Source organism: Paenibacillus sp. MDV22-iso6 (assembly GCF_058408365.1).
Window position 1 is genome coordinate 271,090 of record NZ_JBZVDZ010000003.1, and the last position, 26,367, is coordinate 297,456.

The 26,367-nt window shown below is 48.1% G+C and carries 20 protein-coding genes; 5 read left to right on the forward strand and 15 right to left on the reverse strand.

What is annotated here, in order from left to right; genetic code table 11:
• Positions 1-16: 16 nt before the first annotated feature.
• The 3 genes from glpK (at position 17) to AC4PM4_RS10525 (ending at position 4,628) form a co-directional block, all read left to right on the forward strand.
• Entirely contained in the window at positions 17-1,504 is a 1,488-nt protein-coding gene (glpK, locus tag AC4PM4_RS10515; protein ID WP_491613563.1) for a glycerol kinase GlpK, read from the forward strand.
• Between the two features lie 392 nt (positions 1,505-1,896).
• Positions 1,897-3,555, forward strand: coding sequence for a glycerol-3-phosphate dehydrogenase/oxidase (locus AC4PM4_RS10520; RefSeq protein ID WP_491613564.1), 1,659 nt, complete (start codon positions 1,897-1,899; stop codon positions 3,553-3,555).
• Between the two features lie 68 nt (positions 3,556-3,623).
• On the forward strand, positions 3,624-4,628 hold the full coding sequence (locus AC4PM4_RS10525; RefSeq protein WP_274568817.1) for a Gfo/Idh/MocA family protein: 1,005 nt from the start codon (positions 3,624-3,626) through the stop codon (positions 4,626-4,628).
• Positions 4,629-4,743: 115 nt separating this feature from the next.
• Here the strand turns inward: AC4PM4_RS10525 and AC4PM4_RS10530 are convergent, their stop codons facing one another.
• Positions 4,744-5,031 (reverse strand): winged helix-turn-helix transcriptional regulator, encoded by a 288-nt coding sequence (locus AC4PM4_RS10530; protein WP_062321783.1) that lies wholly within the window; start codon positions 5,029-5,031, stop codon positions 4,744-4,746.
• A gap of 424 nt (positions 5,032-5,455) precedes the next feature.
• Here AC4PM4_RS10530 and AC4PM4_RS10535 point away from each other — a divergent pair, with 424 nt between their 5' ends.
• Positions 5,456-5,842, forward strand: coding sequence for a DoxX family protein (locus AC4PM4_RS10535; protein WP_274568816.1), 387 nt, complete (start codon positions 5,456-5,458; stop codon positions 5,840-5,842).
• A gap of 180 nt (positions 5,843-6,022) precedes the next feature.
• Here the strand turns inward: AC4PM4_RS10535 and AC4PM4_RS10540 are convergent, their stop codons facing one another.
• The 3 genes from AC4PM4_RS10540 to AC4PM4_RS10550 all read right to left on the reverse strand — a co-directional run bounded on the left by AC4PM4_RS10540 (position 6,023) and on the right by AC4PM4_RS10550 (position 7,695).
• Positions 6,023-6,541, reverse strand: coding sequence for an AbrB/MazE/SpoVT family DNA-binding domain-containing protein (locus AC4PM4_RS10540; protein ID WP_064641751.1), 519 nt, complete (start codon positions 6,539-6,541; stop codon positions 6,023-6,025).
• A gap of 105 nt (positions 6,542-6,646) precedes the next feature.
• Positions 6,647-7,327: a CidB/LrgB family autolysis modulator gene (locus tag AC4PM4_RS10545; protein ID WP_063567333.1), complete on the reverse strand. Its 681-nt coding sequence runs from the start codon at positions 7,325-7,327 to the stop codon at positions 6,647-6,649.
• Positions 7,324-7,695: a CidA/LrgA family protein gene (locus AC4PM4_RS10550; protein ID WP_063567332.1), complete on the reverse strand. Its 372-nt coding sequence runs from the start codon at positions 7,693-7,695 to the stop codon at positions 7,324-7,326. Before AC4PM4_RS10550 ends, AC4PM4_RS10545 begins: the two co-directional genes overlap by 4 nt.
• Positions 7,696-7,982: 287 nt before the next feature.
• Here AC4PM4_RS10550 and cidR point away from each other — a divergent pair, with 287 nt between their 5' ends.
• Complete coding sequence (gene cidR, locus AC4PM4_RS10555) at positions 7,983-8,867, forward strand: cidABC operon transcriptional activator CidR (protein WP_491613565.1); 885 nt, start codon at positions 7,983-7,985, stop codon at positions 8,865-8,867.
• Positions 8,868-9,060: 193 nt separating this feature from the next.
• Here the strand turns inward: cidR and gcvPB are convergent, their stop codons facing one another.
• The 11 genes from gcvPB to AC4PM4_RS10610 all read right to left on the reverse strand — a co-directional run bounded on the left by gcvPB (position 9,061) and on the right by AC4PM4_RS10610 (position 26,347).
• A complete protein-coding gene (gene gcvPB / locus AC4PM4_RS10560) occupies positions 9,061-10,629 on the reverse strand; it encodes an aminomethyl-transferring glycine dehydrogenase subunit GcvPB (RefSeq protein WP_491613566.1) in 1,569 nt (522 codons plus the stop codon).
• A gap of 27 nt (positions 10,630-10,656) precedes the next feature.
• Positions 10,657-12,057 (reverse strand): aminomethyl-transferring glycine dehydrogenase subunit GcvPA, encoded by a 1,401-nt coding sequence (gcvPA, locus tag AC4PM4_RS10565; RefSeq protein WP_491613567.1) that lies wholly within the window; start codon positions 12,055-12,057, stop codon positions 10,657-10,659.
• A gap of 48 nt (positions 12,058-12,105) precedes the next feature.
• Positions 12,106-12,888, reverse strand: a complete 783-nt coding sequence (locus AC4PM4_RS10570; protein WP_491613568.1) for an SDR family NAD(P)-dependent oxidoreductase — start codon at positions 12,886-12,888, stop codon at positions 12,106-12,108.
• The gene (gene lacZ / locus AC4PM4_RS10575) at positions 12,881-16,012 is read right to left on the reverse strand and encodes a beta-galactosidase, LacZ type (protein ID WP_491613569.1); all 3,132 of its coding nucleotides are present in this window, start codon (positions 16,010-16,012) and stop codon (positions 12,881-12,883) included. Before lacZ ends, AC4PM4_RS10570 begins: the two co-directional genes overlap by 8 nt.
• Positions 16,013-16,043: 31 nt before the next feature.
• A complete protein-coding gene (locus AC4PM4_RS10580) occupies positions 16,044-16,856 on the reverse strand; it encodes a carbohydrate ABC transporter permease (protein WP_076287438.1) in 813 nt (270 codons plus the stop codon).
• A complete protein-coding gene (locus tag AC4PM4_RS10585; RefSeq protein WP_491613570.1) occupies positions 16,856-17,842 on the reverse strand; it encodes a carbohydrate ABC transporter permease in 987 nt (328 codons plus the stop codon). The genes AC4PM4_RS10580 and AC4PM4_RS10585 overlap by 1 nt, the downstream gene beginning before the upstream one ends.
• Positions 17,843-17,866: 24 nt before the next feature.
• Positions 17,867-19,129, reverse strand: coding sequence for an ABC transporter substrate-binding protein (locus AC4PM4_RS10590; protein ID WP_491613571.1), 1,263 nt, complete (start codon positions 19,127-19,129; stop codon positions 17,867-17,869).
• Positions 19,130-19,258: 129 nt separating this feature from the next.
• Positions 19,259-20,443 (reverse strand): response regulator transcription factor, encoded by a 1,185-nt coding sequence (locus AC4PM4_RS10595; protein WP_491613572.1) that lies wholly within the window; start codon positions 20,441-20,443, stop codon positions 19,259-19,261.
• Positions 20,421-22,166 (reverse strand): sensor histidine kinase, encoded by a 1,746-nt coding sequence (locus AC4PM4_RS10600; RefSeq protein WP_400347828.1) that lies wholly within the window; start codon positions 22,164-22,166, stop codon positions 20,421-20,423. The genes AC4PM4_RS10595 and AC4PM4_RS10600 overlap by 23 nt, the downstream gene beginning before the upstream one ends.
• A gap of 193 nt (positions 22,167-22,359) precedes the next feature.
• Positions 22,360-24,066 (reverse strand): amylo-alpha-1,6-glucosidase, encoded by a 1,707-nt coding sequence (locus AC4PM4_RS10605; RefSeq protein WP_491613573.1) that lies wholly within the window; start codon positions 24,064-24,066, stop codon positions 22,360-22,362.
• Positions 24,067-24,358: 292 nt separating this feature from the next.
• Complete coding sequence (locus tag AC4PM4_RS10610) at positions 24,359-26,347, reverse strand: LTA synthase family protein (protein ID WP_491613574.1); 1,989 nt, start codon at positions 26,345-26,347, stop codon at positions 24,359-24,361.
• Positions 26,348-26,367 lie beyond the last annotated feature (20 nt).

The window sequence follows — 26,367 nt, forward strand, 5'->3', positions numbered from 1 at the left end:
ACAGGAGGTTGTCTGTATGGAAAAATATATACTGGCCCTAGATCAGGGGACGACGAGTTCCCGGGCTATTCTGTTTAACCGGAGCGGTGAGATTGTGCATATTGCACAGCAGGAATTTCCACAGTACTTTCCCAAGCCGGGCTGGGTGGAGCAGAACGCCAATGAAATTTGGAGCTCCATTCTGGCAGTGATGGCTTCGTGTCTGGCCGAAAGTGGAATCAAGCCGATCCAGATTGCCGGCATCGGCATTACAAACCAGCGGGAAACGGTTGTGGTATGGGACAAAGAAACGGGCCGGCCCATCTATAATGCAGTAGTCTGGCAGTCCAGACAAACGGCTGGAATTTGTGATGAGTTGAAGGCGAAGGGTCTGGGTGACCTATTTCATCGCAAAACGGGTCTACTCATTGACCCTTACTTCTCGGGAACCAAGGTAAAGTGGATTCTGGATCATGTGCCTGGTGCCCGGGAGCGTGCAGAGAAGGGTGAGCTTCTGTTTGGTACGATCGACAGTTGGCTGATCTGGAAGCTGAGCGGTGGTACTCATGTCACCGATGTATCTAATGCTTCTCGCACCTTAATGTACAACATCTATGATCTGCAATGGGATGATGAATTGCTGCAAATTTTGGACATTCCCAAAGCGATGCTGCCGGAAGTGCGCGGTTCATCCGAGGTGTACGCACACACGGTTGACTACCATTTCTTTGGTCATCGGATTCCGATTGCCGGAGCAGCAGGAGATCAGCAGTCGGCATTATTCGGTCAGGGCTGTTATACAAAGGGAAGCATGAAAAATACGTACGGCACCGGCTGTTTCATGCTTATGAATACTGGAGAACAACCCGTACAGTCCAACCACGGGCTGATTACAACTATTGCATGGGGCATTAATGGTAAAATCGAGTATGCGCTGGAAGGCAGTATTTTTGTTGCCGGTTCGGCGGTACAGTGGCTGCGTGACGGCTTACGGATGCTTCGTTCCTCAAAAGACAGTGAGGATTATGCGGCACGTGTACCCTCTACAGACGGCGTTTATATGGTGCCTGCATTTGTGGGTCTGGGCAGCCCTTACTGGGACAGTGAAGTTAAGGGAGCTGTGTTTGGTTTGACGCGAGGAACGACCAAAGAACATTTTATCCGTGCAACCCTGGAAGCACTGGCGTATCAGACCAAGGATGTACTGACGGCAATGGAATCCGATTCAGGTATTCCGGTGAATGCCTTGCGTGTGGATGGGGGAGCGGCTGCCAATGATTTTCTGATGCAATTCCAGAGTGATATTCTGAATATTCCTGTGGAGCGTCCCAATGTGAACGAAACGACAGCATTAGGTGCGGCTTATCTGGCAGGACTTGCAGTAGGCTATTGGAATAGCGCGGATGAATTGGCGAATCACGAGAATACGGAGCGTGTCTTCCATCCGGTTATGGCTGAAGATGAGCGTACAGGACTGTATGCAGGGTGGCAACGTGCAGTGAAGGCAGCGATGGTTTTCAAATGAGTGGATTATATTTCGAATGGGCATTTGTACTTTTTCGTTAAAGTTCTACAATAAATGATATTTATTGGTGGAAAATGATGCATAACTTACAGGGGTTATTTTCCTGGAGAAGAGAAAACATATACCCACTATAAGGAAAAATAAATGATTAGTGGATCAGCTTGAAATTCCATCCGCAGGCAGAACAACTTTTTGAAATTTTTTTGAATAATGTGTCATTTCAGGCCTTCACGCCGCCTTAATTGTGTGATAGGATTAAGTCACAAGTTAAAAAAATGATGTCTGGAGATCGGGAGAGACCACGTACCGCTCAGCAATTGCTGAAGCGAATGACGTGGTCTTTTTTTGTGCTTTTGTGGGTAAAACAGAGGTAATCAATGGGAGGAATCAGGATGACAACATCGTTCTCGGCGGAAAAGCGTACGGAATATCTGGATCGGATGGCGAATGCACATTTTGACATATTGATTATTGGTGGGGGAATCACGGGAGCCGGGATTGCGCTGGATGCAGCTTCCCGCGGATTAAAGACAGCACTGGTGGAAATGCAGGATTTTGCGGCAGGCACATCCAGTCGTTCGACCAAACTGGTGCATGGCGGTCTAAGGTATCTGAAGCAGTTTGAAGTGAAGATGGTAGCTGAGGTGGGACGGGAGCGAGCGGTGGTATACGAGAATGGGCCGCATGTGACGACACCCGAACCGATGCTGCTCCCCGTCTATACGGCGGGTACCTTTGGCCGATTCAGCACGTCCATTGGCCTGATGGTGTATGACCGGCTTGCCGGAGTGAAGCGTAGTGAACGACGCCAAATGTTAAATGCCGGCGCCGTCTCAGACAGTGAGCCTTTGCTGCGCAAGGAAGGACTGCTGGGTGGTGGACGTTATGTGGAATACCGAACGGACGATGCCCGGCTTACCATTGAAGTGATGAAGGAAGCGGTAGAGCGCGGTGCACTGGCCGTGAACTATGTGAAGGCAGCGAAATTCCTGAAGGAGAATGGGGTTATTACAGGTATTCAGGCTGTGGACCAGATCAGCGGTCAATCTTATGATTTGCGGGCAACCAAGGTGATTAATGCTTCCGGTCCATGGGTGGATGAGCTGCGCAAGATCGATGGGTCTCGCCAGGGCAAAACGTTGCAGATGACCAAAGGTATTCATCTGGTATTCGACGGTACGCGTTTCCCGTTAAGGCAGGCTGTATATTTTGATACACCGGATGGACGAATGGTCTTTGCTGTCCCGCGGGATGGGAAAACCTATGTGGGAACCACAGATACCGTATTCGAAGATGATCCCGCACACCCGTTAATCTCTGAGGCAGACCGGAATTATGTCATCGATGCCGTCAACGGCATGTTCCCGGACGTTCGGATTCGAGCCGAGGATGTGGAGTCCGGTTGGGCAGGTGTGCGTCCGTTGATTCATGAGGAAGGCAAAGGACCTTCCGAAATTTCGCGCAAAGATGAAGTGTGGGTAGCCCCTTCGGGGTTGATCACCATTGCCGGGGGTAAATTAACTGGGTACCGCAAAATGGCCGAGATGGTTGTTGATCTCACTGCTCGCCAATTGGAGCAGGAGACGGGGAAATCCGTTGGACCATGTATAACGAAAGAGATGCCAATCTCTGGAGGTCATGTTGGCGGTTCCGCCGGATTTGGCGCGTATGCAGAACGCAAGATTAAGGATGGAGTAGCACTTGGGCTCGACAGATCTACTGCGGAACGATTAGCCCGAGTGTATGGTTCCAATGTAGGCGCACTGTACGAGCGGATGCCTGACCCGCGGGCAAAGGCAGAGCTGCATGGTATGTCGCAGGAGCTGCTGCTGATGCTGCGTTATGCCATTGACGAGGAGATGGCTGTGACACCTGCAGACTTTTTTGTGAGACGCACCGGAGACCTGTTTTTCCGCATTGACGAAGTCCGTCAGTATAAGGCAGTAGTGATTCAGTTTATGGCTGAACGCCTGGATTGGCGTGAGGAGCAAGCGATACGATTTGCGAATGAACTGGATCAGTTACTCTTGGAAGCATCGGGCAAAATTTAATGCAGGATTTCGCATGTGGGGGTCGAATGGAACATGTAAGCGTGTAACAAGGAGAGGGGTTTACATCTATGACTTTACAGATCGGAATCATTGGAACAGGTTGGTTCAGCAAGGTACATGCAGATATTCTGGCACGAATGGAAGGCGTTCGTGTAGCAGCTGTCTGTGGAACAACGCTGGAAAAGGCGGAGGCTATGGCTTCCGTCTATGATGCTGTTGGCTACGGTGAACTTGAACATATGCTGGATGGTGAAAAGCTGGATGCAGTCTATATCTGTGTTCCTCCGATGTCTCATGGATCGATTGAAGCTGAATTGGTTCGTCGGGGTATCCCGTTCCTGGTGGAAAAACCGCTGAGTACAGGCATGGATATTCCTCGTCAGGTGTTGGATCAGGTACAGAAGTCTGGATTGTTGACATCGGTAGGTTATCATTTCCGTTATCAGGAGGCTGCACAGGTACTGAAAGAAGCGATGAAAGAGCAGACCGTCGGCATGGCGCTTGGGCGCTGGATGGGCGGAATGCCAGGAGTCGCCTGGTGGCGTCGCCAGGAAGGATCCGGGGGGCAGTTTGTGGAACAGACGACCCATATCGTGGATTTGCTGCGGTACTGTGCTGGTGAAGTGACAGAGGTATACGCTGCAGCGGCCCAGCGCTGCATGCATGAGAAGCACGAACATGTCACGGTAGCCGATGTGGCGAATGTAACGCTTAAGCTAGAAAGTGGGGCGATCGCGAGCATTGCCAACACTTGCCTGCTGCCAGATGGTGAAGGCGGCGCAGGGCTCCAGTTTTACACGGACGCCGGAGTCTGGGATTGGACGCCTGAACGTCTTCTTCTGCCAAGTGCTGCCCCTCATGCGATGGCAGGTCTGGAGATTCCAGCAGGGCATAACCCGTATGAGCGGGAAAATGAAGCGTTCATTCACGCCCTTCGTACCGGAGATCGTTCACGGATTTTGTCCGATTATGCGGATGCCTGCCGTACACAGGAAATTACAACGGCGGCATTGGTTTCGGCAGATTCGGGATTGCCGATACAGCTTCAGCGCTCCAAACATCTCTCTCATTAATCCTTTTATGACGTAACCAGAAATATAACCACATGAAAAAGACGCCTGAATCTGGACTGATCCGAAGATCAGTTCAATTCAGGCGTCTTTGTGTTGTACATGAATCAGAATCTGGCTACTTAGTAGACTGCTGCTGTTTCAACCAGTCTGAGGACCAGTTGTAAATCTGATTGATGACGGGTTCGATGGCTCTTCCTTTGGGCGTCAATTCATACTCTACGCGGGGCGGAATTTCAGGATACATATGCCGGGTTACGATACCTTCCATTTCCATCTCCTTTAGACGTTCGGATAATAACCGACCGCTAATCGCCATTTCTGCTTCCAGCTCTGTGAATCGTTTCGGTCCGGATAACAGTTGGTACATGATGAGCAGTACCCATTTCTTACCGATGATATCCATGGCCTGAGTAATGAGACAGGGACTTGGTGATTTTACTTTTCTCAGCTTCAACGTGTTCACCTCGATTCAAGTATTGATGGATTTCTTCGTATATTCGTATATATAAAAGTGCGTGGCTTTCTGCCGCTCTGACCAAAGTAAGGGACAATGAAGTCAACATGTTACTACAAAATGTACTGTAACATACCTTTTGTATGTATTATACACTATTCGTCAAAAAATTACTTGAATAAATAATGTTATTATTATATACTCACTTCATAAAAGTAAGTTAATAATTATTAATATGTATAATTTCAGCACGTACCTTTTTTTGCAGTGCAAACTGCCCATTTTAAAAATAGAGTTACGCAGTAACTTTTACATAGATTGCTTTTTATACAACAGATGGATATGGACATTCATTTTCAGGAGGATTATACATATGAACAAAGGCTTAAGAATTTTGGGATATATTGCGTTGGTTGTGCTTGCAGGTGTGTTTGTAATGGCGGGGGTTAACAAGGTTAGTGGAGCAGAGATGATGGTGAAGACTTTCGAAGGTTTCTCTTATCCTACATGGACGATGTATCTCATTGGTGCAGTAGAGCTGCTCAGTGCGGTGGGTCTGTTGATTCCACGAACTCGTATTCTGGCTTCAGGAGTATTGACGTTTATTCTGATTGGGGCTGTGGGAAGTCATCTGATTTACGGACAATATACGGCTGTTCCTTTCCCGGCAGTGCTACTGGTTGCCAACATTGTCGTTCTTATTATGGGCATGCGTAAACTGGAAGCAGAAGAAATGGATATGGATCTCGTGCAGGTCTAAAGAGTTAGACGCTGGAGTAACGAATATTGAAAAAGATGACCACTGTGATTAAGCGGTAGTCGTCTTTTTTACGTTTATCTCAAAAAAAAGAAGAACCCACGGATTTCAAAGGGTTCTCTTGCAACGGGACTTCTTGAAACGGAAGGTCTCCTGATTAATAAATAATCGAATAAATTCCTATTATAGTAGTTTTTTAAGTTGGGAGACGCGTCCTTGGCTAATGCCAAGCTTTTCCGCAATTTGCTGTTGAGCCAAACCAGGATTCTGTTCAACAATTTCCTTCATCTGTTGCAGCATGCGTGCCGTCTTCGGCCGCAGGTCCGGGTACTCATGGTTGGCAGCTGTAGTCCCTTCTTCCCATGCGGGAGATGAGACTGTGGCGGATTCGGTAGCAGGACGCTCCACGGGTGCAGGAGCCTGTTTGTTTGGAGGAACGAACCAATCGGGAGTGTCATCCGGGTGTTTTAATTGAATTGCACAAGTCCGGCAGATGAATTGCTCTTTGAAATACATTTCAGTATCCACATCACCGCAAAAAATACACAATGTTGATTTGTACTTTCTCAAAATCAACTCTTTCCCTTCAATGAAAAACTCGAGCGGATCGCCGATATGGATTTCCATCGTATCCCGCATTTCTTTGGGAAGGACAATTCGTCCAAGGCGGTCCAGAGATCTCTTCATTCCGGTTCTTTTCATCGCATCTCCCCCGCAATATTCACAATTAAAACCTGTCCTTATTGTAAGGAAGAAAGGGCTTTAATACAACAATAATATTTCAAGAAATAGGGTTAATTCCATCTATTATGGGAAAATAAGTTTGGATAGCACGGGTGCAACCGCTAATGTGAACAATGCGGCCAGTACCATGGAGATGCTGGAGATGGTTCCTGTCAGTGAACTGAGCTCAAAAGCCTTGGATGTGCCTGTACCATGGGCACCGGTTCCAAGCAGCGTACCACGTGCAATCTCACCATCAATACGCAGCATTTTCACAATGGATGGCCCCATAATCGCCCCCAGCAGACCGGTCATGATGACAAAAACCGCCGTAACCGCCGGAATGCCTCCAATGGTAGCCGATACATTCATGGCAATAGGGGTCGTGATCGATCTTGGAATCAGACTATGAATGAGTCCGGAGTCCAGGCGCAGCCATTTGGCGAGCAGGGCAGAAGAGAGGACCGCTACGACGGAGCCCGTCATAACGCTGAAGACGATCTCGGAAATATGTTTTTTGAGTACATGGAAAAACGTATAGAGTGGTATGGCGAAGGCTACCGTTGCCGGTTGAAGCAGCAAACTTAGCCATTTACCACCACTGCTGTAGGCTGCGTAATCCGTGCCTGTTGCGAGCAGCACACCGACGACAAGAAGCGGCGTAATCAGCAGCGGAGACAGATACACTTTGGGCAGGTTGCGATACATGCGTTTGGCGACCAAGTAAATACCGACGGTTAACAAGAGACAGAGGAATCCAATCATCCGGTGTGACGCTCCTTTCGTTTGGCGATTCGGGTGGCAACAAGGCCTGTGCAGGCCATGACCAGAAATGTGCTAAGCAGAACAATAAACAAAATTTGCAGTCCGTCTTGCTCCAGCATGGGCATATAGTTCATAATGCCAACGGCTGACGGGATGAAAAACAGCAGCAGTTCACCAAGCAGCCAGGCAGCTCCAATTTCGATCCAGCGCAGCTTCACGACCCGGGTCTGAAGCAGAATGAATAGCACGATCATACCGAGTATGGAACCTGGTACAGGTAGATGGAGAGCACGGGCCAACTGGTCCATGAGCAGTGAAAAGGCCATCAAGAGCGCAACTTGCAAAATGCCAAGGCCCCATTTCTTCACTTCAATCCCTCCTTGTATAATGAACGTGATGATTTTGAGTTGTTTATGAAAATGAATGGAAGCGTTGTTTGAATCAATTTCATAACTCACTAAAAGTGAATTTAAGTAACTAGATATAGACAAATTGAATCGTTTTGATCTATATCTAGCCCTGATTAAAGCAGCCAAATGTATTATGAAAATGATTCACTTGATATCACAAATTTTACATCGCATTCTTTCATGAGTAAAATGCATATTAAGAATGTTTACCATTCCATTTATCTATGAGAGATGGGGATCAGACGATGGATATCCGCCATTTGCAATATTTTCTGGAAGTTGCGCGGCAGCAAAGCTTCACGAAAGCAGCCGAAGTGCTGTTCATTACACAACCGACGATTAGCAAAACCGTCAAAAGCTTGGAAGACGAATTGGGCGTAACTTTGTTGGATCGTTATGGCAAGAAGGTAGCGTTAACGGATGCAGGGCATGTCTTTTTTCGGCAGGCGCTGGAGATTGAAAAGTCATTTCGCAGCTTATCGTCCGAATTGGATGACTTGATGAATCTGAAGAAAGGACACCTGCGGATCGGCTTGCCGCCGATGATAGGTTCAAGCTTTTTTCCGATGATTATCGGTGAATTTCATAAAGCTTACCCACAGGTAACCATTCAGCTCTTCGAAGACGGTGCCAAAAAAGTAGAGGCCGATGTGATTAGTGGTGTACTGGATATTGGTGTCTCCGTTCTGCCTACCGTGGATGAACTCGTGGACCACTTTGTTTTTGTGGAAGAGAAACTGAATCTGATCGTACACCCTTCACACCCGCTTGCGGGCAAAGAGTCCATCGCGCTGCGCGAGCTGGAGCATGATGCATTTGTGCTGTTTCGGGAAGATTTTGCGCTGCATGACCGGATTATCGCCGCCTGTCAGCATGCGGGATTCCAGCCTCGGGTGGTGTACGAGAGTTCCCAATGGGACCTGCTCAGTGCAATGGTAGCTGCCAATCTGGGTGTGGCTTTGCTGCCAGAAACGATCTGCCGTGAGGTGGATCATATGCGTGTGCGCATTATACCTGTGATGGAACCTGTGATTCCGTGGCAGCTCGGCATGATTTGGCGGAAGGACCGATATTTATCCTTTGCAACCCGGGAGTGGATCAGTTTCACACAGTCCATGCTGAGTGAATAAGAAAATCGGTGTAAACGGGAAAGAGGAACCGGAGAGATCGTTATCTTAACTCCACTGAAAGCTATAGAATCATATTAAAGAGCCCCTCAACACGGTTGAGGGGCTCTGCTTTTCTGTCTATTTATAAAACGAGTAATATTAATGTTCCTCTATATGCACAATAAGAGTAGCTACAGCGTACATGCTAATGCAGTTAGTGAAGCTCTGGCTGTGTTTTTTTCAAATATGCACGCCAAGTAATACACCATTGTTTCGGGTCGTCCAAAGATGATTCGTCATTGCGATGCACCGTACTGTTATGCGGAGCTGATTTGACGATATCTGGCTGAGTATAGGCTTCATTTGAGATATGCTCCAGCGCATGGATATATTCGTCGAGATCCTCCTTGGAATAGGATTCCGTTGGCTCCAGTGTGAACGGCTGTAGAACAATATACGGGTGATGAGAGGTCCAGTAATGCAAGCCAAAATCGCACATTCTTCGCGTAATATCCTCCGTCGTCACTCCAGTCTCATCCGTGAGTTGTTTCCAGCTGTAGCGTACCTGTTCTAAACGGCGTCCTTGGACATACGGGGCACTCGCTCCGCGTATTTGAACAATTTTATGATATAGATAGTTGTTGTTCAGCACCGCCACCTGGGCGACATCTTTCAGACCGTCCGGTCCGAGGCTCATAATCCAGGCGTAGGAGCGGAGTACAGTTTGGGCTACACCGTGAAAACTCCGTACCTTACCAATGCTGACTTCCGTTTGTTCTCTCAAAATATAACGTCCGTCATCTTCCTTATCCACCAAAGGGCCGGGCATGAAATTCTTCAATTCTTCCGTCACTCCGAGAGCGCCCGTAGCAGGACCACCGCACATATGGGGCGCAGCAAAGGTTTTGTGAAGATTGAAAAAGCACATATCAAAACCCGCTTCCTTCGCTCGTGTAATTCCGAGCAGGCCATTGGCGTTAGCCTGATCATAGTAGCAGACACCACCAGCTTCGTGCACGACATCCGTAAATTCGCGGATACGATGATTGTAGATGCCTGTGTCCTCTGGATTAGCCACAACAAATCCGGCAGTCCGCTCGGAGACAACGTTCTTCAGCTTCTCAAGGTCCGGGAATCCATTCTCGTCTGGATGCAACGTAATAATCTTATATCCCTTAACCGCAGCTGTAGCGGCTTGCGAAGGATGAGAGAAGATCGTTGTAATAATCTCATCACGTTGCTCACCTTCACCGCGCGAATCATGATAGGCGCGAACGATGGAGGCCATAGCCAGAAGTGCCTGGGTTCCGCTACTCGGTTGAAAGGAGAACGCATCCATACCCGAAATCTCTCGCATTGCCAGATCGAGATTGTGGAATATCTCCAGCATCCCCTGAACAGAATCCACATCTTGTAGCGGATGAAGCTCGGTCATACGTGGATTGCGGATAAGCATTTCGTTAATCCGGGGAATATATTTCATCGTGCAGGTTCCCTGACCAATCTCCACGTTCATATCCGATCCCAGCGTTTCCTGGGATAATCTCAGATAATGCCGCAGTACCTTTGCCTGCCCGATTTCTGGCAAAGCGGGAATAGTGCGCCGCCACATGGATGCCGGTATGTTGTCTTCTGCGGAGCCTACTTCAGCTGCTACAGTCGCTTCCGTTCCCGGCGGCACGACGCCTCGCTCCCCGGGTCGGTGAAGTTCAAAGATAACGGGCTCATCCCATTTAGCTTGGTGAAACTTCCGAACCTTATGATCTCTGCGAATTCGTTTCATGGCGTTCAGTCCTCCTCTATATGATCGTTATGATGTGCTGACAATGGAACGAAGAGTATCGACGAGTCGGTCCAAATCCGCCTGGGTATGCGTTTCCGTAACGCAGTACAGTGCACATTGACCCCATGATGGGTAGGATAAAGACAGATCCTTACCTCCGAAAATTCCTGTCTCCATTAATCTTTGGTTGATCTCATCAACGGTTAGACCTGTATCATTAAAATCAACAACAAACTCTTTGAAAAAGGTGCCATTTTCGAAGTGAAGAGATACACCTGGAATTCGTGATATCTGTTTTGCAGCGTAATGCGATTTCTGGATAATGGTGCTGCCAACCTCTTGCATTCCAGCAGGACCGAGAAGAGCCAGATATACTCCTGCCGTAATGCCCCATAATGCGGTCTGAGTTCCTACCGATTCCTTGCCTTTCTCCCGAAGAGCGAATGATGTACGTTCATAGGCCACATCTCCGAAGCCATATTCGCCTTCCACTTCGGTTGGCACGATGCCAAATAGCCGGGAAGGGTATTCCATGACGTATTTTTCCTCATCACGTGTTGCAATGAAGCCAGCCTGCCCACCGCCAAAGTTCATATGCATACCCAGCGGCTGTAAATCTCCGCAAATGATATCGGCCCCGTAATGGCCCGGAGGCTCCAGAACTCCAAGTGATATGGGATCAACACCTACAATAGAAACGGCATTAATCTTATGAGCTAGTTCAGATATCTCGGCACCCTGATCCTCAATGATTCCAAGATAACCGGGATTTTCAAAGTATACTGCCGCCGTATCGTCATTTAATTTGCTGCGCAGATCATTCAGATCCATTCGTCCTGTTACCTGATCGATGTCAACATACTGAATGTCCATGACCGGAGTACAGTAATTACGAATAATCGCCGCCTTATCCGGATCTACGGAACGCGGGAGCAACACGGTTTTGCGCCTTGTAATACGCCCGGCCATCCGAATCGCGGTGGAAGCCGCCTGAGCCCAGTCAAAGGTTGGAACATTTACGACATCCATGTCCACGAGCTCGGCAAGCAGGCTTTGATATTCGAATAGGGCTTGGAATCGACCATGGTCTTCATAAGGTTCTCCGGCATAGGCCGTCACGAACTCAGAACGCTGATTGATCTCGTCGCATACAGCCGGGATGAAATGCTGCCAGCATCCTGCACCCAGAAAATTAAGATAATCTCCACTGTGCTTGTTCTTTGCTAACAGTCCATCAATATGTCGGCGCAGTTCATACTCGTTCATGGCTGGCGGAAGGTCCATCTCCCGCTTCAGCTTCAGGCTGTCAGGGATCGCGTCGTGGAGTTGCTCCATAGACGTTAAACCAATTTCTTTCAGCATCGCGTCCCGGACCTCCGGAACGGTATTTGGGATATAGGGATGGGCATATGTTTTGTTATCAGCCACAATTAACGCCTCCGTTCATATGTTGGGAAAATGGTAATTTTTATCGTCCTAAGCGATTCCGCCTCCGTCAACAACGAGAACACTGCCTGTTACCCATGAGGATAAGTCACTCGCTAGGAACAATACGGCATTCGCGATATCACGCGGTGTACCTAGACGCTCCAGCGGTCTGCCTCCTGCAGAGGCAACCAGAAATGCTGACTCATCCTGCTGCAGCTGCTTCGCTTCGTCACGCAGGAGAGGTGTATCCGTATCCCCTGGTGATACACAGTTGACTCGAATGTTCGCTGCTCCATGGTCGATAGCCATGGCACGCGTCAGATTGACAACGCCTGCCTTTGCTGCGCAATAAGCTGCTGCGCGGTCTCCACCTTTCAGTCCCCAACCTGAGCCTGTGTTAATGATGCTGCCTCCGCCGCTAGACTCCATAATGGGAATTACATATTTAGAAAGGAGAAAGACACCTTTGAGTGAGACATCTAGTACAAGATCCCAGTCTCTTTCATCCAACTCGGTAACCGTTTTGCGGCGGATAACCCCTGCGTTATTAAACAGGATATGAATTCCTCCAAAAGCTGATTTGATCTCTGAAGCTGTGCGTTCACAATCTGCGGCAGAGGTCACGTTGCAGCAGTAAAAGCTGGCCTGGCCTCCCTGTTCACGGATACTGGCGACTGCCTCGTTACCCGCAGCCTCATTAATATCAATCAAGACAGCATGTGCCCCGAAGCTCGCTAGAAGCTCAGCGGTGGCCAGCCCAATGCCTGATGCCCCACCAGTAACGACGGCTACCTTGCCAGATAAATTCAAAACGTCCTGTGTATTAAGCATGTTGATCTTCCTCCATTTCATATTGCATCGCTTCTGTACTCATTCGGCGGCTCAGCCTTGTAGGCGCGCTATCCTCCGCCATATACGCCTGAAGCAAGATGCGGAACCGGAACGCTTCCGGTTTAACTTTATTCTCAGGCGACTGTGCTGGGCCGCAGCTGTTACTTCCCAGTCCGTTCTGTCGGTAATCCAGATTCAGAGTAATGAAATCACGAGGTGCCAAATCGCTCATATGCTGCGCCTTCTCCAGATCACCATCCGTGTAACGTCTAGCGCTGAAATCAAGCGTTGGCGCTCCTGCCGCCAGCAGACCGATTCCTGCTCCATCGGCAATCGAAACCCATCTTACATCTGTCCGATTTCCGTTCTCTTGGGGATAAATATATGACGTGAACAATCCATCTACACTGCTCTGATATACGCCGAAGCGTCCGGCCTCCCGGCTATCCGAATAGCTCTCTCCCGGCCCGCGGCCATACCATTTCACATGGTCCATATCTCCGTGTACTTCCATTTGAAGACCGATTTTCGGCAGCATGGCGGGTGGTGTTCCCTCCGGTATTCCCTTCACATCTATAATGATTAGTCCACTTGCAGTAACCGTATAGGACGTTTCACAGCGGAAGCCCCAATCGTAGACAGGAGGTGCTATGCGTGAAGTCCAAGTCATACGCACAGATGTTTCATTCAATCGATCCCAGCGGAAGTCGTCTATCCGCTCGGTCAGTCGATCGAGGTGTGCCTTGCGCCAATCCGGGAGCACATACATATCGTTATCAATCGGAGCACGCCAGAAATTCAGTCGTGGTCCATGATGAACGAGTTCCTTTCCGTTCAGGTGAAGTGAGGTGACCCCTGCACGTAGATGATTAAAAGAAATACGGAAACTGTCATTCGCAAGGATTAGCTCTCGCCCTTCTTCCGTGACTGACAACTTTTGCTCTACAGACAACTGAGACAGGGAAGATACGGCTGGGGTTGAATGTTTCGGCAGTGCAAACTGCGCCCAAGCGACCTCATGCCCCTGTGCTACCCAAGCGCAGTCTGCTGCCAGCGTGAATCCGACATTCAGCCACATCTCTGTACCCGGTTCGAGATGAATCGACTGTTGATCGGTCAAAATAAAATTTGGAATCAATACGTTTGCGCTATCACCCGGACTAATCTGAGGAAGTACGAGTGCACCACTGTTTATGGTTCTTCCATCAGCCGTGATACTGTAATGAACCTGTAGATGATCTAAAGTCACGAAATCATACCGATTCGTTACGCGAATCTTTCCTGCGTCTATTAATTCGACCCTCACTGGTTCGATGATTTTCTTATATTCAATGAGTCCCGGAGAGGGGGTGCGGTCTGGGCGAACCAGCCCGTCAATAACAAAATTACTGTTATTCGGTACATCTCCGTAATCTCCGCCGTAAGCATAGTCAGCCTTGCCATCGATTAATTTTCTGCTAAGCCCATGATCGATCCATTCCCAGACAAAGCCGCCTTGAAGACGCCGATAAGCATCAAAGGTGTCAAAATACGTCCGTAACCCTCCGGGCCCATTGCCCATCGCATGGGCAAATTCGCATAGAATATGCGGTTTCGGATGATCGGTTAGCTGGCCGAATCCTTCCATTTTCTCCACCGAAGAATACATCGTGCTCACCACATCACATACTTCTGCTTCACGGTCTTCTTCATAATGGATAAGACGTGTGGAATCATTGGCTTTGCACCATGCAGACATCGCACGGAAATTGCAGCCGAATCCCGATTCATTGCCAAGCGACCAGAAAATCACGGAAGGGTGATTCTTGTCGCGCTCCACCATACGGCGGATGCGGTCAACATAAGCATCCTTCCAAGCGGGGTCGTCACTAAGTCGTGAAATATTACCCAGCGGCTCAAAGCCGTGCGTCTCCAGGTCCGTCTCTTCCATAACGTATAACCCATACTCATCACACAGATCATAGAACCGCGGGTCGTTCGGATAATGTGCTGTCCGCACCGCATTGATATTGTGCTGCTTCATCATTTGAATATCTTCGAGCATGGTGGATACCGTGACGGTTCGTCCCGTATCTGGATGATGGTCATGCCGGTTTACTCCTTTGAGAAGGATCGGTACTCCATTCACCAAGAACTGTCCATCCTTGACTTCCACACGGCGGAACCCAACTCGCTGGGCAATCGTTTCTATAACCTGATTCTTCGAATCAACCACTGAAATGATTAGATGATATAAATAAGGAGATTCAGCATTCCATAAAAAAGGATTTGCCACAGGCAGATTGAACTCGACACTTGCAGGATGGTTTAGATTCTTCTCAGCAGACAGGATCTGCTCGCCAACGTTATTCAGCAGTTGCAACTGTACCGTGCCCTGAACTTCTTCTCCATCCAGATCTAAGCGGACCGACAGTACCGCATTGGTAAACTCTGTATCTAGCTCCGTTACAATTCGATAATCTGTAATACGGGATGCTGAAGGCTCGGAAACCAGATAGACATCCCGGAAAATGCCACTCATCCACCACATATCCTGGTCCTCCAAATAACTACCGTCAGACCACTGGTATACCCGGACCGCCAATCGGTTAATTCCCGCCTGAAGGAAAGGGGTCAGATCGAACTCTGATGTCAGGCGGCTGCCTTGGCTGTAGCCGACAAATGAACCATTCAGCCATACATGAAAGGCGCTATCTACACCGTCGAACTTAAGTGAAACAACTCTTCCGTCCCAATGGTCTGGCAGCGTAAATTCCCTTACGTAGCTACCCGTTGGATTATCATTAGGTACATGAGGAGGATCAACAGGGAATGGGTAGTCGAGATCCGTGTAATGCGGACTTCCGTATCCTTGCAACTGCCAGTGTCCAGGGACACGAATATTATCCCAACTAGAGGTGTCATATTTATTTTGATAAAAATCCGGGGTGGCCAGATCCGGCCCCTCAGCAAATTGGAATTTCCAAATGCCGTTCAGCGATTTGAACCAAGGAGAGCTTCCTCTGTCATAGCTCAGAGCACTTTCTTTATTGGAATGAGGAATAAAATAGGAGCGACTCTTCGCACGGTTTCTCTCCAGCACGCTGAGGTTATCCCAGTCGCGCTCAATGTTCATAACAGTCATGATCGTCAATCCTTTCCTCTATCTGTGTGTCCTATCCTTTAATACCTGTCGTGGCGATTCCGCCGACAATGTAACGCTGGGCGAAGAAGAAAATCGCAAGTGGCGGAATCGAAATTAAGCAGGTGATGGCCATGATGGATTGCATATCAACACCGTACATGCCCTTAAATTGAGATAGGCCTAACGTTAACGTATATTTCGTCTGATCATTTAGGAAAATGAGAGGCCCCAGATAGTCATTCCAACAACTCATGAACTGGAATACGGAGACCAGGATCAGCGAAGGTCCCATTAGCGGCACGATGATTCGCAGCAGAATCGTCATTTTACTAGCGCCGTCAATCGTCGCTGCTTCATCCAGCTCCCGGGGGAGGGTCATAATGAACTGCCGCAATAAAAAGATATAATAGGCAGAGCCGAACCACGATGGAATAATCAGCGGTTTGAGTGTGTTAATCCAACCCAAATAGTTAAACTCCATATACTGCGGAATCATCGTTACTTCCCAAGGGATCATCATGGTTGCCAGAACGACAAGAAACAGGAAATCACGCCCCTTGAACTGGAATCTGGCGAAGCCGTAAGCGACGAGCGTACAGGATATCAGCTGTCCAAGGGTGGATAAGACCGTAACGATCAGTGTGTTTTTCAAAAATAAATTAAAGGGCTGAATGTTCCATGCCTCTGCGAAGTTACTGAATTTCCAGACGGACGGAATCCATTTGGGAGGAAACAGATAGAGCTCCTGCGGTGATTTCAGTGCCGTGGTTACCGCCCAGAACAGTGGGGCGATGAACAGCAGTGAGAACCCAATCAGCAACGTGTATGCAACTATTTTTTTCATCAGGACCGCCCCCTTGTACTGGCCTTAAGTTTCTTCTGCGGCTGCTTTTTCATTTCACCTTCATAGAACACCCAGGCTTCCGAAGATTTGAATACCAGAAATGTCAAGGTAAGCACGATCAGAAACATAAACCAGGCGTTGGCGGCAGAGTAACCCATCTTAAAGTATTTGAAAGCGTTCTCATACATGTACATCGCATAGAAATAGGTTGATTTCATTGGCCCGCCTCCCGTAAGTAGCAGGGCGAGAGTTAACTGCTGGAATGCTGCAATAATCGATGTGATGAGATTGAATAGAATGGTTGGCGTAATCATCGGAATGGTTACACTCAAGAACTTTCGGATTTTACCTGCTCCGTCGATTGAAGCCGATTCGTACAGGTCCTTAGGAATGCCTTTAAGTCCAGCTAGGAAAATAAGCATCATCGATCCTTGTCCCCAGAGGCTGGCAACGACCATTGCAACAAGCGACCAGTTTGTATCATTCAGCCAATCGGGCCCTTGAATACCCAGGACAGACAAGAAGTAGTTCAGAATTCCATAGTCTCCGCTGTATACCCAGGACCAGATCATAGCAAGCGCAACACCTGAAATTACAGAGGGGAGATAAAATGCCGTACGGAAAATGGCGCTTCCTTTAACCCTTTGATTGAGCTGCATGGCAAGTCCGAGTGCGACTATAATATTGAGCGGAACGAAGAGGGCTGCAAATTTCAAAGTTACAAATAAAGATTTCCAAAAAAGCGGATCATTCGAAAACATCTCTACGTAGTTGTCTAGCCCGATAAAAGTTACCTTACCGACGATTGGCCAATCAAAAAATGAAATGACCAATGAGAACAGCAGGGGGCCTAAAGTGAAGAAAACAAATCCAAATATCCAAGGGAAGATAAAGAGGTAGGGTGCAAGCCCACCCCATCTACGTTTTTTCAAGGCCTTAAGGGTAGCTGTCGGTTCTGATGTATTCTGCAGGTAGGTCTGAGCCATCTCCTAACCTTCTTTCTACAAGTGTTATTTCAAATATCGTTCGCTGTCCTTAACCGCCTGATTCAGCGCTTCTTGGGCATTGCTGCCGTGCATAACTGCTTCCACTGCAGCCGACAGCTGTCGGTTCACTTCATTCCACTTCGGATTGAGTAGAAATGCAGGTGTATTGTCCGAACGCTCAAGCATGGTGTAATAAGGTTTGTAGAGCGGATCTTGATCCTTCTTGAGTTCGTTTACAACACTTTGTCGTACTGGCAGGTCAGCAACACGCATTTTGATCGATTCATTGGAGACATAGAATTTAACGAATTCCCATGCCAGATCTTTGTGCTTAGAGTCTTTAGCAATAGACAAGGCAGATTCTGCAAGTACACCTTTAACCGGTTTGCCTGGAAAAGCCGGAATTTCGACCGTACCTACATCAACTCCCGCTTGTTTGAATGATTCGAGCGGCCAGATTCCGCTTTCCCACATGGCGATCTTACCGCCTTTAAAAATATCATCACCGCTTTGCTGGCCTTTACCACCTGTAAGCACGGCGGTGCCGTCCTTCACCATATCACCAAACATTTGGATAGCTTCAGCGGTTTCTTTACTGTTCATGTAGCCTTCGATGGTTTTACCATCCGGGGAAATAAAGGAGCCACCGTTGCTCCAGACAAAGCCCTGCAAGTCATACGTATCATTCTCGGCACGTGCACCGAAACCGTACTGCTTCTTAGATGGATCCGTCAGCTTTTTAGCGATATCCTGGAAATCGCTCCATTCCCATCCGTCTTTAGGATAAGGGACACCCGCAGCATCAAAGAGCTTTTTGTTATAATAGACGACACGAGTCGTGAAGCCGGCCGGAATGCCGTATAACTTATCGTCAATTTTTCCATAGTTGAACAATCCTTTGTAAAAATCATCTATCTTCAGGTCTTTATCTTTTTCTGCGAAGCTATCCAGTGGTTCAAGAGATTGATGGTAAGTAGGGAAGTCCCACATGTACATGACGTCTGGCGGGTTGCCCGCTCCAAAGCCTGCGGCAAGCTTCTGGTCAAATCCGTCCGCATAGGCCTCAACCTGCACCTTTGTACCGGGATGTTCTGCTTCAAACTTCTTCGCGATATCCTGCTCAATTTTGAGCGCGTCTCCCGTATCCCAGGTTGCAAAACGAAGCGTCTTCGTCTGATCCGAACCGCCGTTCTCCGGATTGGCTGTTCCAGCGTTACCGCTGCATGCAGACAGTATAGATACCATCAGCGTCGTTGCAAGGACAATGAGTGAAATTCTTTTTTTCATATTGTCAGCTCCCAGTCAGTGAGGTTTATAATAATTGAACCGCTTTCATCGTAACGCGAATGAAAGCGGTTCAAAACGTGTATCTATTCGAATGTTGTTGTGATTTTGTTCGAATTATTGAAGCAGGTGTCAATCTGTTCGAGAGCTGTCGTCTTTTTGTTGGGCACGGTAATGACTCGGTGTCTGACCCGTACAGCGTTTGAACCATTTGCTAAAATATTTGCTGTCTCCTAGTCCTGTTCGCTCCGCAATTTCCTGCATGGTTAGATGTGTATCCCGCAGTAGGCCATATGCAAGGCGCAGTTTCCGTTTATATTGGAAGGCAATGAAGCTATCGCCGACAGCCTTCTTAAAGAGAATGGAGAAATGACTGCGGCTGAGCCCAACCTCTTCCGCCAGTTCGCTGGCTGACCAGTCAGCTGCGGGATTAGCATACAGTAGATTCACGGCTTTCCAGATCGGATCTGGCCAATGATTTACGGATATCCCATACAGCTTCTCTAGCTCAGCTTCTTTATGAAGGTTTTGGAACGCCTGCTTCAGATCATCGCTGTGGAGCAAGGATTCTTTACGAGTCCACTTCAACTGACTGCATTGGCTCTTACTCTCTACCAGCAGGCTTTCTGCAGACCCTCGCAGCGTATCAGGAACGATCCAATAGTAGTATTCTTCTCCATAAGGAATGATCGTACCCTTGCGCATGCTGCGGTCATTCTTCTCAGCTTCTTGTAGTAGCTCGGTCCAAGATGCTCCGCATTCTGCCGCTCGAATCAGATATATCAACAGCGGCTGACCGTTAACATGCGATTGACCGCCATGCAGCTTCTCCAGCTCCTCTGGAAATTTACAGCTATGTCCGTTCAGCCATGCAAAGAGCAGTGTTTCCATACGCACTTCATCTTTTGGGGAGGGGGGAGCGGAGACAGACAGTTCCTGCTGGAACTTCTTTAACATGTCTTCAAGTTCTTCGTCCTCAAAAGCGGTTTTCAAAAGATATCCGGAGGCCCCAAGTTGAATTCCCTGCTGTGCGTATTCAAAGTCGCGGTGACAACTGAGCAGAATTATTTTGGTCTTCGCCGCCATCTCCTTTATCTTGCGAGACAGCTCGATGCCATCCATCTCTGGCATTACAATATCTGTTATTACAATTTCAGGCTGATGCTCCAGGAAGGCTTCCCAGGCTTTTTGTCCATTGGGCGCGTCAGCTATAACTTCCATTCCATATTTCTCCCAAGCTACGGTCGAACGTAGGCCTTTCCGTACAATACTCTCATCATCTGCAATCAGCACCTTAATTCTCTTTGCTGTATCCATCCGGACGCTCCTCCTCTTTGGGCCAATGAATGACAATCGCTGTACCTTCACCCTTAGTCGAAAATACCGTAAGCCCGTACTGCGGGCCGAAATGCAGTTTGAATTTCTGGTCTGCGTTCTGGACGCCTAATCCTCCGCGTCCACGACGTTTTGGATCTGGAACAAGCAAACGCTCCCGTTTTTCTTCCGTCATACCCGCTCCATTATCCCGGAGGGTCAGCAGAAGCTCATTCTTTTCTACGGTGACATCCAGCTTAATTACACCTATTCCATCCGTGAAGCCGTGGAAAAATATATTTTCAAACAGCGGCTGCAGAGTCATACGCGGGATCAGATACTGCTTCAGTGAGTCCTCGCAATTCAGCTCATAGCTGAACACATTTCCGTACCTGATCTCCTGAATTTTCAAGAAATGCTCAATCATGCGTAGTTCTCTGCCCACCGTGATCAGTTCCTGCGATATATCCAGATTTCCTTCCAGCACCATCGTTAAGTGATATAACATCTGACGGATATCATCAGCCCCTTCCAGACGGGCCTTCCACTGAATGGAGTTCAACGTATTGAACAGCAGGTGAGGGTTAATCTGATAATGAAAAGCCTTCAGTTCCGCTTCCTTCTTGAGTCTTTCGCTCTGTTCCACTTCTTGTACAAGCGATTGGACACCACTTACCATCCGGTTAAAACTCATATCAAGGCTACCTAGCTCATCTCTACCTTCGATCGGCATCCGTGTATCCAGCTTACCGAAGCTGACCTTCTGCATCGAATCCTTTAGCGTACGAATACGTGCTGTAAACCTCGATGAGAACAGATAGGCGAATCCAAAGGCAAGCAGACATGAAATAATGGCTACGACAATGGTATTCGACCGAATAATGCCCGAGGACAAGTAGAAGGCTTTGGCAGGTAATCTCGCTTCGATGGTCCACTGGTTCACGGCAAGCGTCCGAATCCATGTAATATCACTATCCTTCTTCGTAAAATTGGGTGCGCTTTCATATATAATTCTTCCGTCCGAAGCTTTAATGGTCAGATGCGACTTCGTATCTGTCTCAAACAGCTTGAACATATGGATCAGTTCCTGCGCATTCTCCTCTATGAGTATGGTGCTGCCGTTTTGCGTTCCGTTGGAATTATGAATCGGAACAGCGAGTCCAAGGACGGGAAGATTCGAATCGTCTGAGCTGCTCATTGCGTGATTTTGCATATAAAAGCCGAGCCAGTATAGTCCTTTATAAGAAGTGGGTTTTGTCTTCCATTCTGGCATATTTCTCAGCTTGGCAACATCCAAATTGTTCTCTCCATAATAATAGCCAGAGGGTGTAATGATATAGATTCCTGCGGTTTGGTCCGTCCGCAGCGATTTCAGTAGGGCTTCAAAGTCATTCTTCTCAATGATTTCGCTATAGCTTATAGGTGCTTGATTCCTTAGATCTGTATGGGCGGGATCAAGCAAATACGAGTAGATCGTTTCACTCATTTGTTTCATTCGGCCTAAAGATGAGCTCGTTTGTTGTTCCAACTGCGCTACAGCATTTTCACCATATTTGCCAAACTGGGAATTGATGATTTTGGCGGATTGGTAATAGGACAACGCACCAAGCGAGAGCAGTGGAATCAGAGTCACGATGAGAAAACAGAAGAGCAGCTTGGTCCGTATACTGCGGTAGGAACCAGAGAAAATGCGTTTATTAAGCTGCCTGATCCATTGGATGTTCATAAACGTTTTCCCCTCTCGCTATAACTATATCTACCTGCATTCTAGCATGGACAGGTAGCCTATAGAAGAATCCAATCATTTCATGGTAACGCTTTCAATTTGTTGTTTGCAAATAAAATTTTTCGAGGAAACGGGAAAAGCACCTCCCCGGAAAGCTGTTTAAAACAGCAGCCAGAGACGTGCAATATTGGTTTTAGATTGTGTACTCGTGCCCCAGAACCAGGAACACACTTGATGTCCATGTAAATGCCCTGTCACGTAGGCCTTCACCAGTCAGCGCATCGAAGTTCTCAGCCATACCACTCCGGCTAAGCATATTGCAGAAGCGGCGGGATACTTCCCGAGCCAGCTCCAGGTCACCGGCAGCAGCTACGCCCTCCACGAGCAGCATGGTTGATGGAGCCCAGATCGGTCCACGCCAGTACCCGTCTGGTATATAGTAAGGGCTGCTTATGCTCTCGGTCGCCCAACCATTTTCCGTTAGGAAGCGATTCTCCTCCCGTAACCCTTTTAGAAGAAGATCTCTGATGGGTTCAGGCAGGCGTTTACCCAGTAGGATCGGAACGAATAACAGCAGACTGTCTCCAGCTGAAGGCTCATGTGTACCTGAACGTAAGGAGATAAATCTATCCTCTTTCCAGAAGTGGCTGATCATCTTCTCCAGCGTATCATCCGCCAGTTTTCTCCATTCCGAAGATTCCTTCGTAAGCCCAAGCAACCCAGCAATTTCAGCCAGAAGCTCTGTCTGGATAATCAGAAAGGCAGCTAAATCCGGACTTTCTACGGGAATTCCATTATTAAACGCGGTGCTGTTATCCCAACCGGAATCATTACCGTGGTTATATTGGGGAATCCCATCACCATCATCATCACGATACCTGAACCACCATTTCGTCCACTTGGACAATGGGCCGTACACTTCACGAAGCTGCGCCTCGCGAATATAATCCGTACGTTGCATCATCCAAGCCAGTGTCCATCCGTGAATAGGAGGTTTGTTGCAGTTCCACAGTTCATATTTATCGTTCACAAAGTCAGGAATTAATCCACTCTCATCTTGCCGATCAAAAAAGATCATGAACTGGTCCCACGCCAGCTTTGGATCATGGCGAACAAGCGCCATCGCATTGAAACAGTGGTCCCAGCTCCATATATTCGTCATCCAGTTCTTCGACATATACATAGCTGGACGCGTCAGACAACCCTCCGCCGGAACGAGGCAGGACCAAGTAATGTAAGCCGCGAGCTCCCGCGCATCCTGCCAGCGATCAGGGATCGCAAGACTGCTGTCCAGCCACTGGCTGAATTCAGTCCGAACCGCTTTTACGTCATCATCAAAGGAATCCCATTGTGGGCGAGGCTCCCATACTGTGCGGAACTCCTCAACGGCAAACTCAGCTGTATTCGTGTCTGTATCCGGATTGAACTCTGCGATTACGCGTGAGCTCTTGATTTTATCCCACGGCACTTCCAGCTTCATGTCACCTACAATTCCAGTCAGCATGAAGCGGCATTCATGGGTGAAGCTATTTACTTCCCAGCTGTTCTTATTGACCTCATATGCATAATCATAAGTTGAGGGGATAAAGGTCAATCTGATCCCGCACCCTTTCGAGCGGAAGCGGACCGTGCAGCTATCCGAAATACAGATTTCAGCAAAGATTGCCGACACTGGTGAATTCAGCCGGACAGTTTCTGGAGAAGCTTCTGCCGTGAATGGAATCGTCTGATTCTGCTGATCCAACAGTTCAATACGGAACGCCTCGCCAAATTTATCATCCCCACCCCGCACAGTTCGTAGGTAGAGGCCCTGCTGTCTATTCTTGCCTTCAGGCAGAAGAGAGACGGCAAGGAACGACTCTCTGCGACTGAAGGGTACAAAGTTCAGATCGAATTTCATAATTCTCCTCCTTCAACAAGGAATAATACGCTTTCATTTTAACCCGCTCCTCAAGGAACAGGAACGTCCAGGTGTCTTCACTAAAGAGGGGAATTTGTTGGCAATGGATGATTCGGGTGGTTATAGGTGTCTTTTTGTTAGAAAGTTGGGGAGAAAGTGTTAGATATAGAGGTTAGAAGGAATGGAAAGAGCCCATGAATCAGGTCGTTTTAGACCTTTCATGGGCTCTTGTCTTTTTTCATGATGGATTAAAATAGTTAAAGTTAAAAATAAGTTCATTTCGCATGTTGGATCATTTTACGGCATTTCGATTCGGTAACTGACTCAGATAACTGTTGGATAAGTGTAGAAGATCCAAAGCCCGATCGTACTGTTCCTTCGTAATATATTCGGGAGAGGTCGATCCCTCTTCGGTTGGTATGGCAGATGCGGGCACGGCCGGTTCATCCTCCAGACTGTCTGGAATCGTCCCCTTCTCCTGATCAAGCTCTGCCGAGACGACATCCTGTCTCCCGGCATCCGCAAGGGAGTAATGAGTACCGTCACCGTACCCCGTCTCAGGAACGAACAGTGAAGCATCGTTCAGTACGGAACCGGAGGGCAAATAATATCGCTCTGGCAGCAGATTATTTCCATCACGCAGCAAATCCTGCCCGAAATACAGTTGGTTCTGGAGAGAGGCACCGGTCAACCCGGCGATCGTTGGCAGAATATCCACCTGTCCTCCGATCTGTTCCAGCTGAGCAGCCGGCGTGATGCCAGGAGCCGTGACGATAAGTGGAATATTAATCATGTCCGCAGATGTGTACTCCCGACCGTAGATTTCCTGCATGAGCTTCTCGTCAGTCCGATCCAGAGAGTAGATAGGCAGACCCAGATGGTCACCGTAAACGACCAGCACGCTATTTTCCCATAGTCGACGTTCCTTAAGTCCCTCAATAAATTGTCCCACCGCCTGATCGGCATAATGCTGGGATACAAGATAATCCCCTGGCAACGTATTAACGTACCGTTCCGGCAACGTCAGACTTTTTTTATCTTCTGGTAGATGGTAAGGATGGTGTGCAGACATGGATATGATTTGTGCATAGAAAGGTGATCCCGTGTCCTGCATGGCCTCGAGTTTATCAAGTGTTTTGCTGTACAATACTTCATCTGATGCCGAGAAGGCGATGGAATCCTCTGTTCCGAAATAATTGATGTCATAATACTGATCAAATCCAAGCGCCTTGTATAACTGATCGCGATTCCAGAAGTGCACATCATTTGTATGGAATGTGGCTGTTTGGTAACCGTTCGCGGACATCAGTCTGGGCAGACTTGGCAATTCCTTATTAGCATAGACGGTAGCTGCGGCTCCGTTGGGCGGTGTATAAAACGATGTATTCACGACAAACTCGGCATCCGACGTGTTTCCCTGTCCCACTTGCTGATAAAAGTTGGGGAAATACAGGCTTTGCCCTGCCAACTTATTCAGATTGGGTGTAACTTCCTGTCCGTCCACCTGCAATCCGATCAGGAAGTTCTGGAATGATTCGAGCTGGAGGACAATGACGTTTCGTCCCTTGGCTGCACCCTCCTCCACAACAGCGGGTAGTGCTGTCGTTTGTTTAATCTCGTCGATATGATTCTGATCGATTTGATCAAAGGGCACGGGTTTGTCAGGCCGATCAGCCAGGATGGTGTACGCTTCGTAACCGAGAATCCCCATCTGCTCCGCCTGTGTAATCTCGCTCATACTCGCCCGATTGGGGTATATGTTGAGCATGCACAGCATCATCGACAGAATCAGAATGACTGAGGCAATCCGTCTTCTAGCCCTTCGTTCAAGCGGCACTCTACCTGGACGTTCAGTCCCGCCGAGCTTGATCCGCCGACGAATCAGAATCCCCGTGATAACCAGAATATCTGCAAAAATAAACAAATAATACGGATCGAGCAAAGAGAACATGCTGCTCTTGACCGAGGTTACCTGATTAACCTGTGCGAGCGCGTGATAATTAACAATAACACCATAATATTTGTAATACATGATAGCTGCGAAGAAGATGCCCGATAGCACCAAATTTAGTCCGAGATAGAGCCACATCCGGCGTTTGGCTGCGAACCATTCAATTAGACAGAAGCAGATCCAGATCAGCGGCAACTCTGTCAGCAGCGGTTTCCAGACGGGGATGTCATCGAAGATCACAATCCAGGCCAGAGAGCTTTTGATCATCATAATAACGGTAAACACTATAAACGGTCCGCTTAGAAACCGGGTGAGTGAATTGCGTGACAAGTTACCGCCTTCCTTCCTTT

What these genes read in the sequence shown, in the direction of transcription:
- AC4PM4_RS10580 (WP_076287438.1), bottom strand. Translation starts at nt 16,856, where the DNA reads ATGAAAAAAATAGTTGCATACACGTTGCTGATTGGGTTCTCACTGCTG.
- AC4PM4_RS10600 (WP_400347828.1), bottom strand. Translation starts at nt 22,166, where the DNA reads ATGAACATCCAATGGATCAGGCAGCTTAATAAACGCATTTTCTCTGGT.
- AC4PM4_RS10595 (WP_491613572.1), bottom strand. Translation starts at nt 20,443, where the DNA reads ATGGATACAGCAAAGAGAATTAAGGTGCTGATTGCAGATGATGAGAGT.
- AC4PM4_RS10605 (WP_491613573.1), bottom strand. Translation starts at nt 24,066, where the DNA reads ATGAAATTCGATCTGAACTTTGTACCCTTCAGTCGCAGAGAGTCGTTC.
- AC4PM4_RS10570 (WP_491613568.1), bottom strand. Translation starts at nt 12,888, where the DNA reads ATGCTTAATACACAGGACGTTTTGAATTTATCTGGCAAGGTAGCCGTC.
- AC4PM4_RS10530 (WP_062321783.1), bottom strand. Translation starts at nt 5,031, where the DNA reads ATGGATATCATCGGTAAGAAATGGGTACTGCTCATCATGTACCAACTG.
- AC4PM4_RS10545 (WP_063567333.1), bottom strand. Translation starts at nt 7,327, where the DNA reads ATGATTGGATTCCTCTGTCTCTTGTTAACCGTCGGTATTTACTTGGTC.
- AC4PM4_RS10520 (WP_491613564.1), top strand. Translation starts at nt 1,897, where the DNA reads ATGACAACATCGTTCTCGGCGGAAAAGCGTACGGAATATCTGGATCGG.
- cidR (WP_491613565.1), top strand. Translation starts at nt 7,983, where the DNA reads ATGGATATCCGCCATTTGCAATATTTTCTGGAAGTTGCGCGGCAGCAA.
- AC4PM4_RS10590 (WP_491613571.1), bottom strand. Translation starts at nt 19,129, where the DNA reads ATGAAAAAAAGAATTTCACTCATTGTCCTTGCAACGACGCTGATGGTA.
- AC4PM4_RS10540 (WP_064641751.1), bottom strand. Translation starts at nt 6,541, where the DNA reads ATGAAAAGAACCGGAATGAAGAGATCTCTGGACCGCCTTGGACGAATT.
- AC4PM4_RS10525 (WP_274568817.1), top strand. Translation starts at nt 3,624, where the DNA reads ATGACTTTACAGATCGGAATCATTGGAACAGGTTGGTTCAGCAAGGTA.
- AC4PM4_RS10585 (WP_491613570.1), bottom strand. Translation starts at nt 17,842, where the DNA reads ATGGCTCAGACCTACCTGCAGAATACATCAGAACCGACAGCTACCCTT.
- gcvPB (WP_491613566.1), bottom strand. Translation starts at nt 10,629, where the DNA reads ATGAAACGAATTCGCAGAGATCATAAGGTTCGGAAGTTTCACCAAGCT.
- glpK (WP_491613563.1), top strand. Translation starts at nt 17, where the DNA reads ATGGAAAAATATATACTGGCCCTAGATCAGGGGACGACGAGTTCCCGG.
- lacZ (WP_491613569.1), bottom strand. Translation starts at nt 16,012, where the DNA reads ATGACTGTTATGAACATTGAGCGCGACTGGGATAACCTCAGCGTGCTG.
- AC4PM4_RS10535 (WP_274568816.1), top strand. Translation starts at nt 5,456, where the DNA reads ATGAACAAAGGCTTAAGAATTTTGGGATATATTGCGTTGGTTGTGCTT.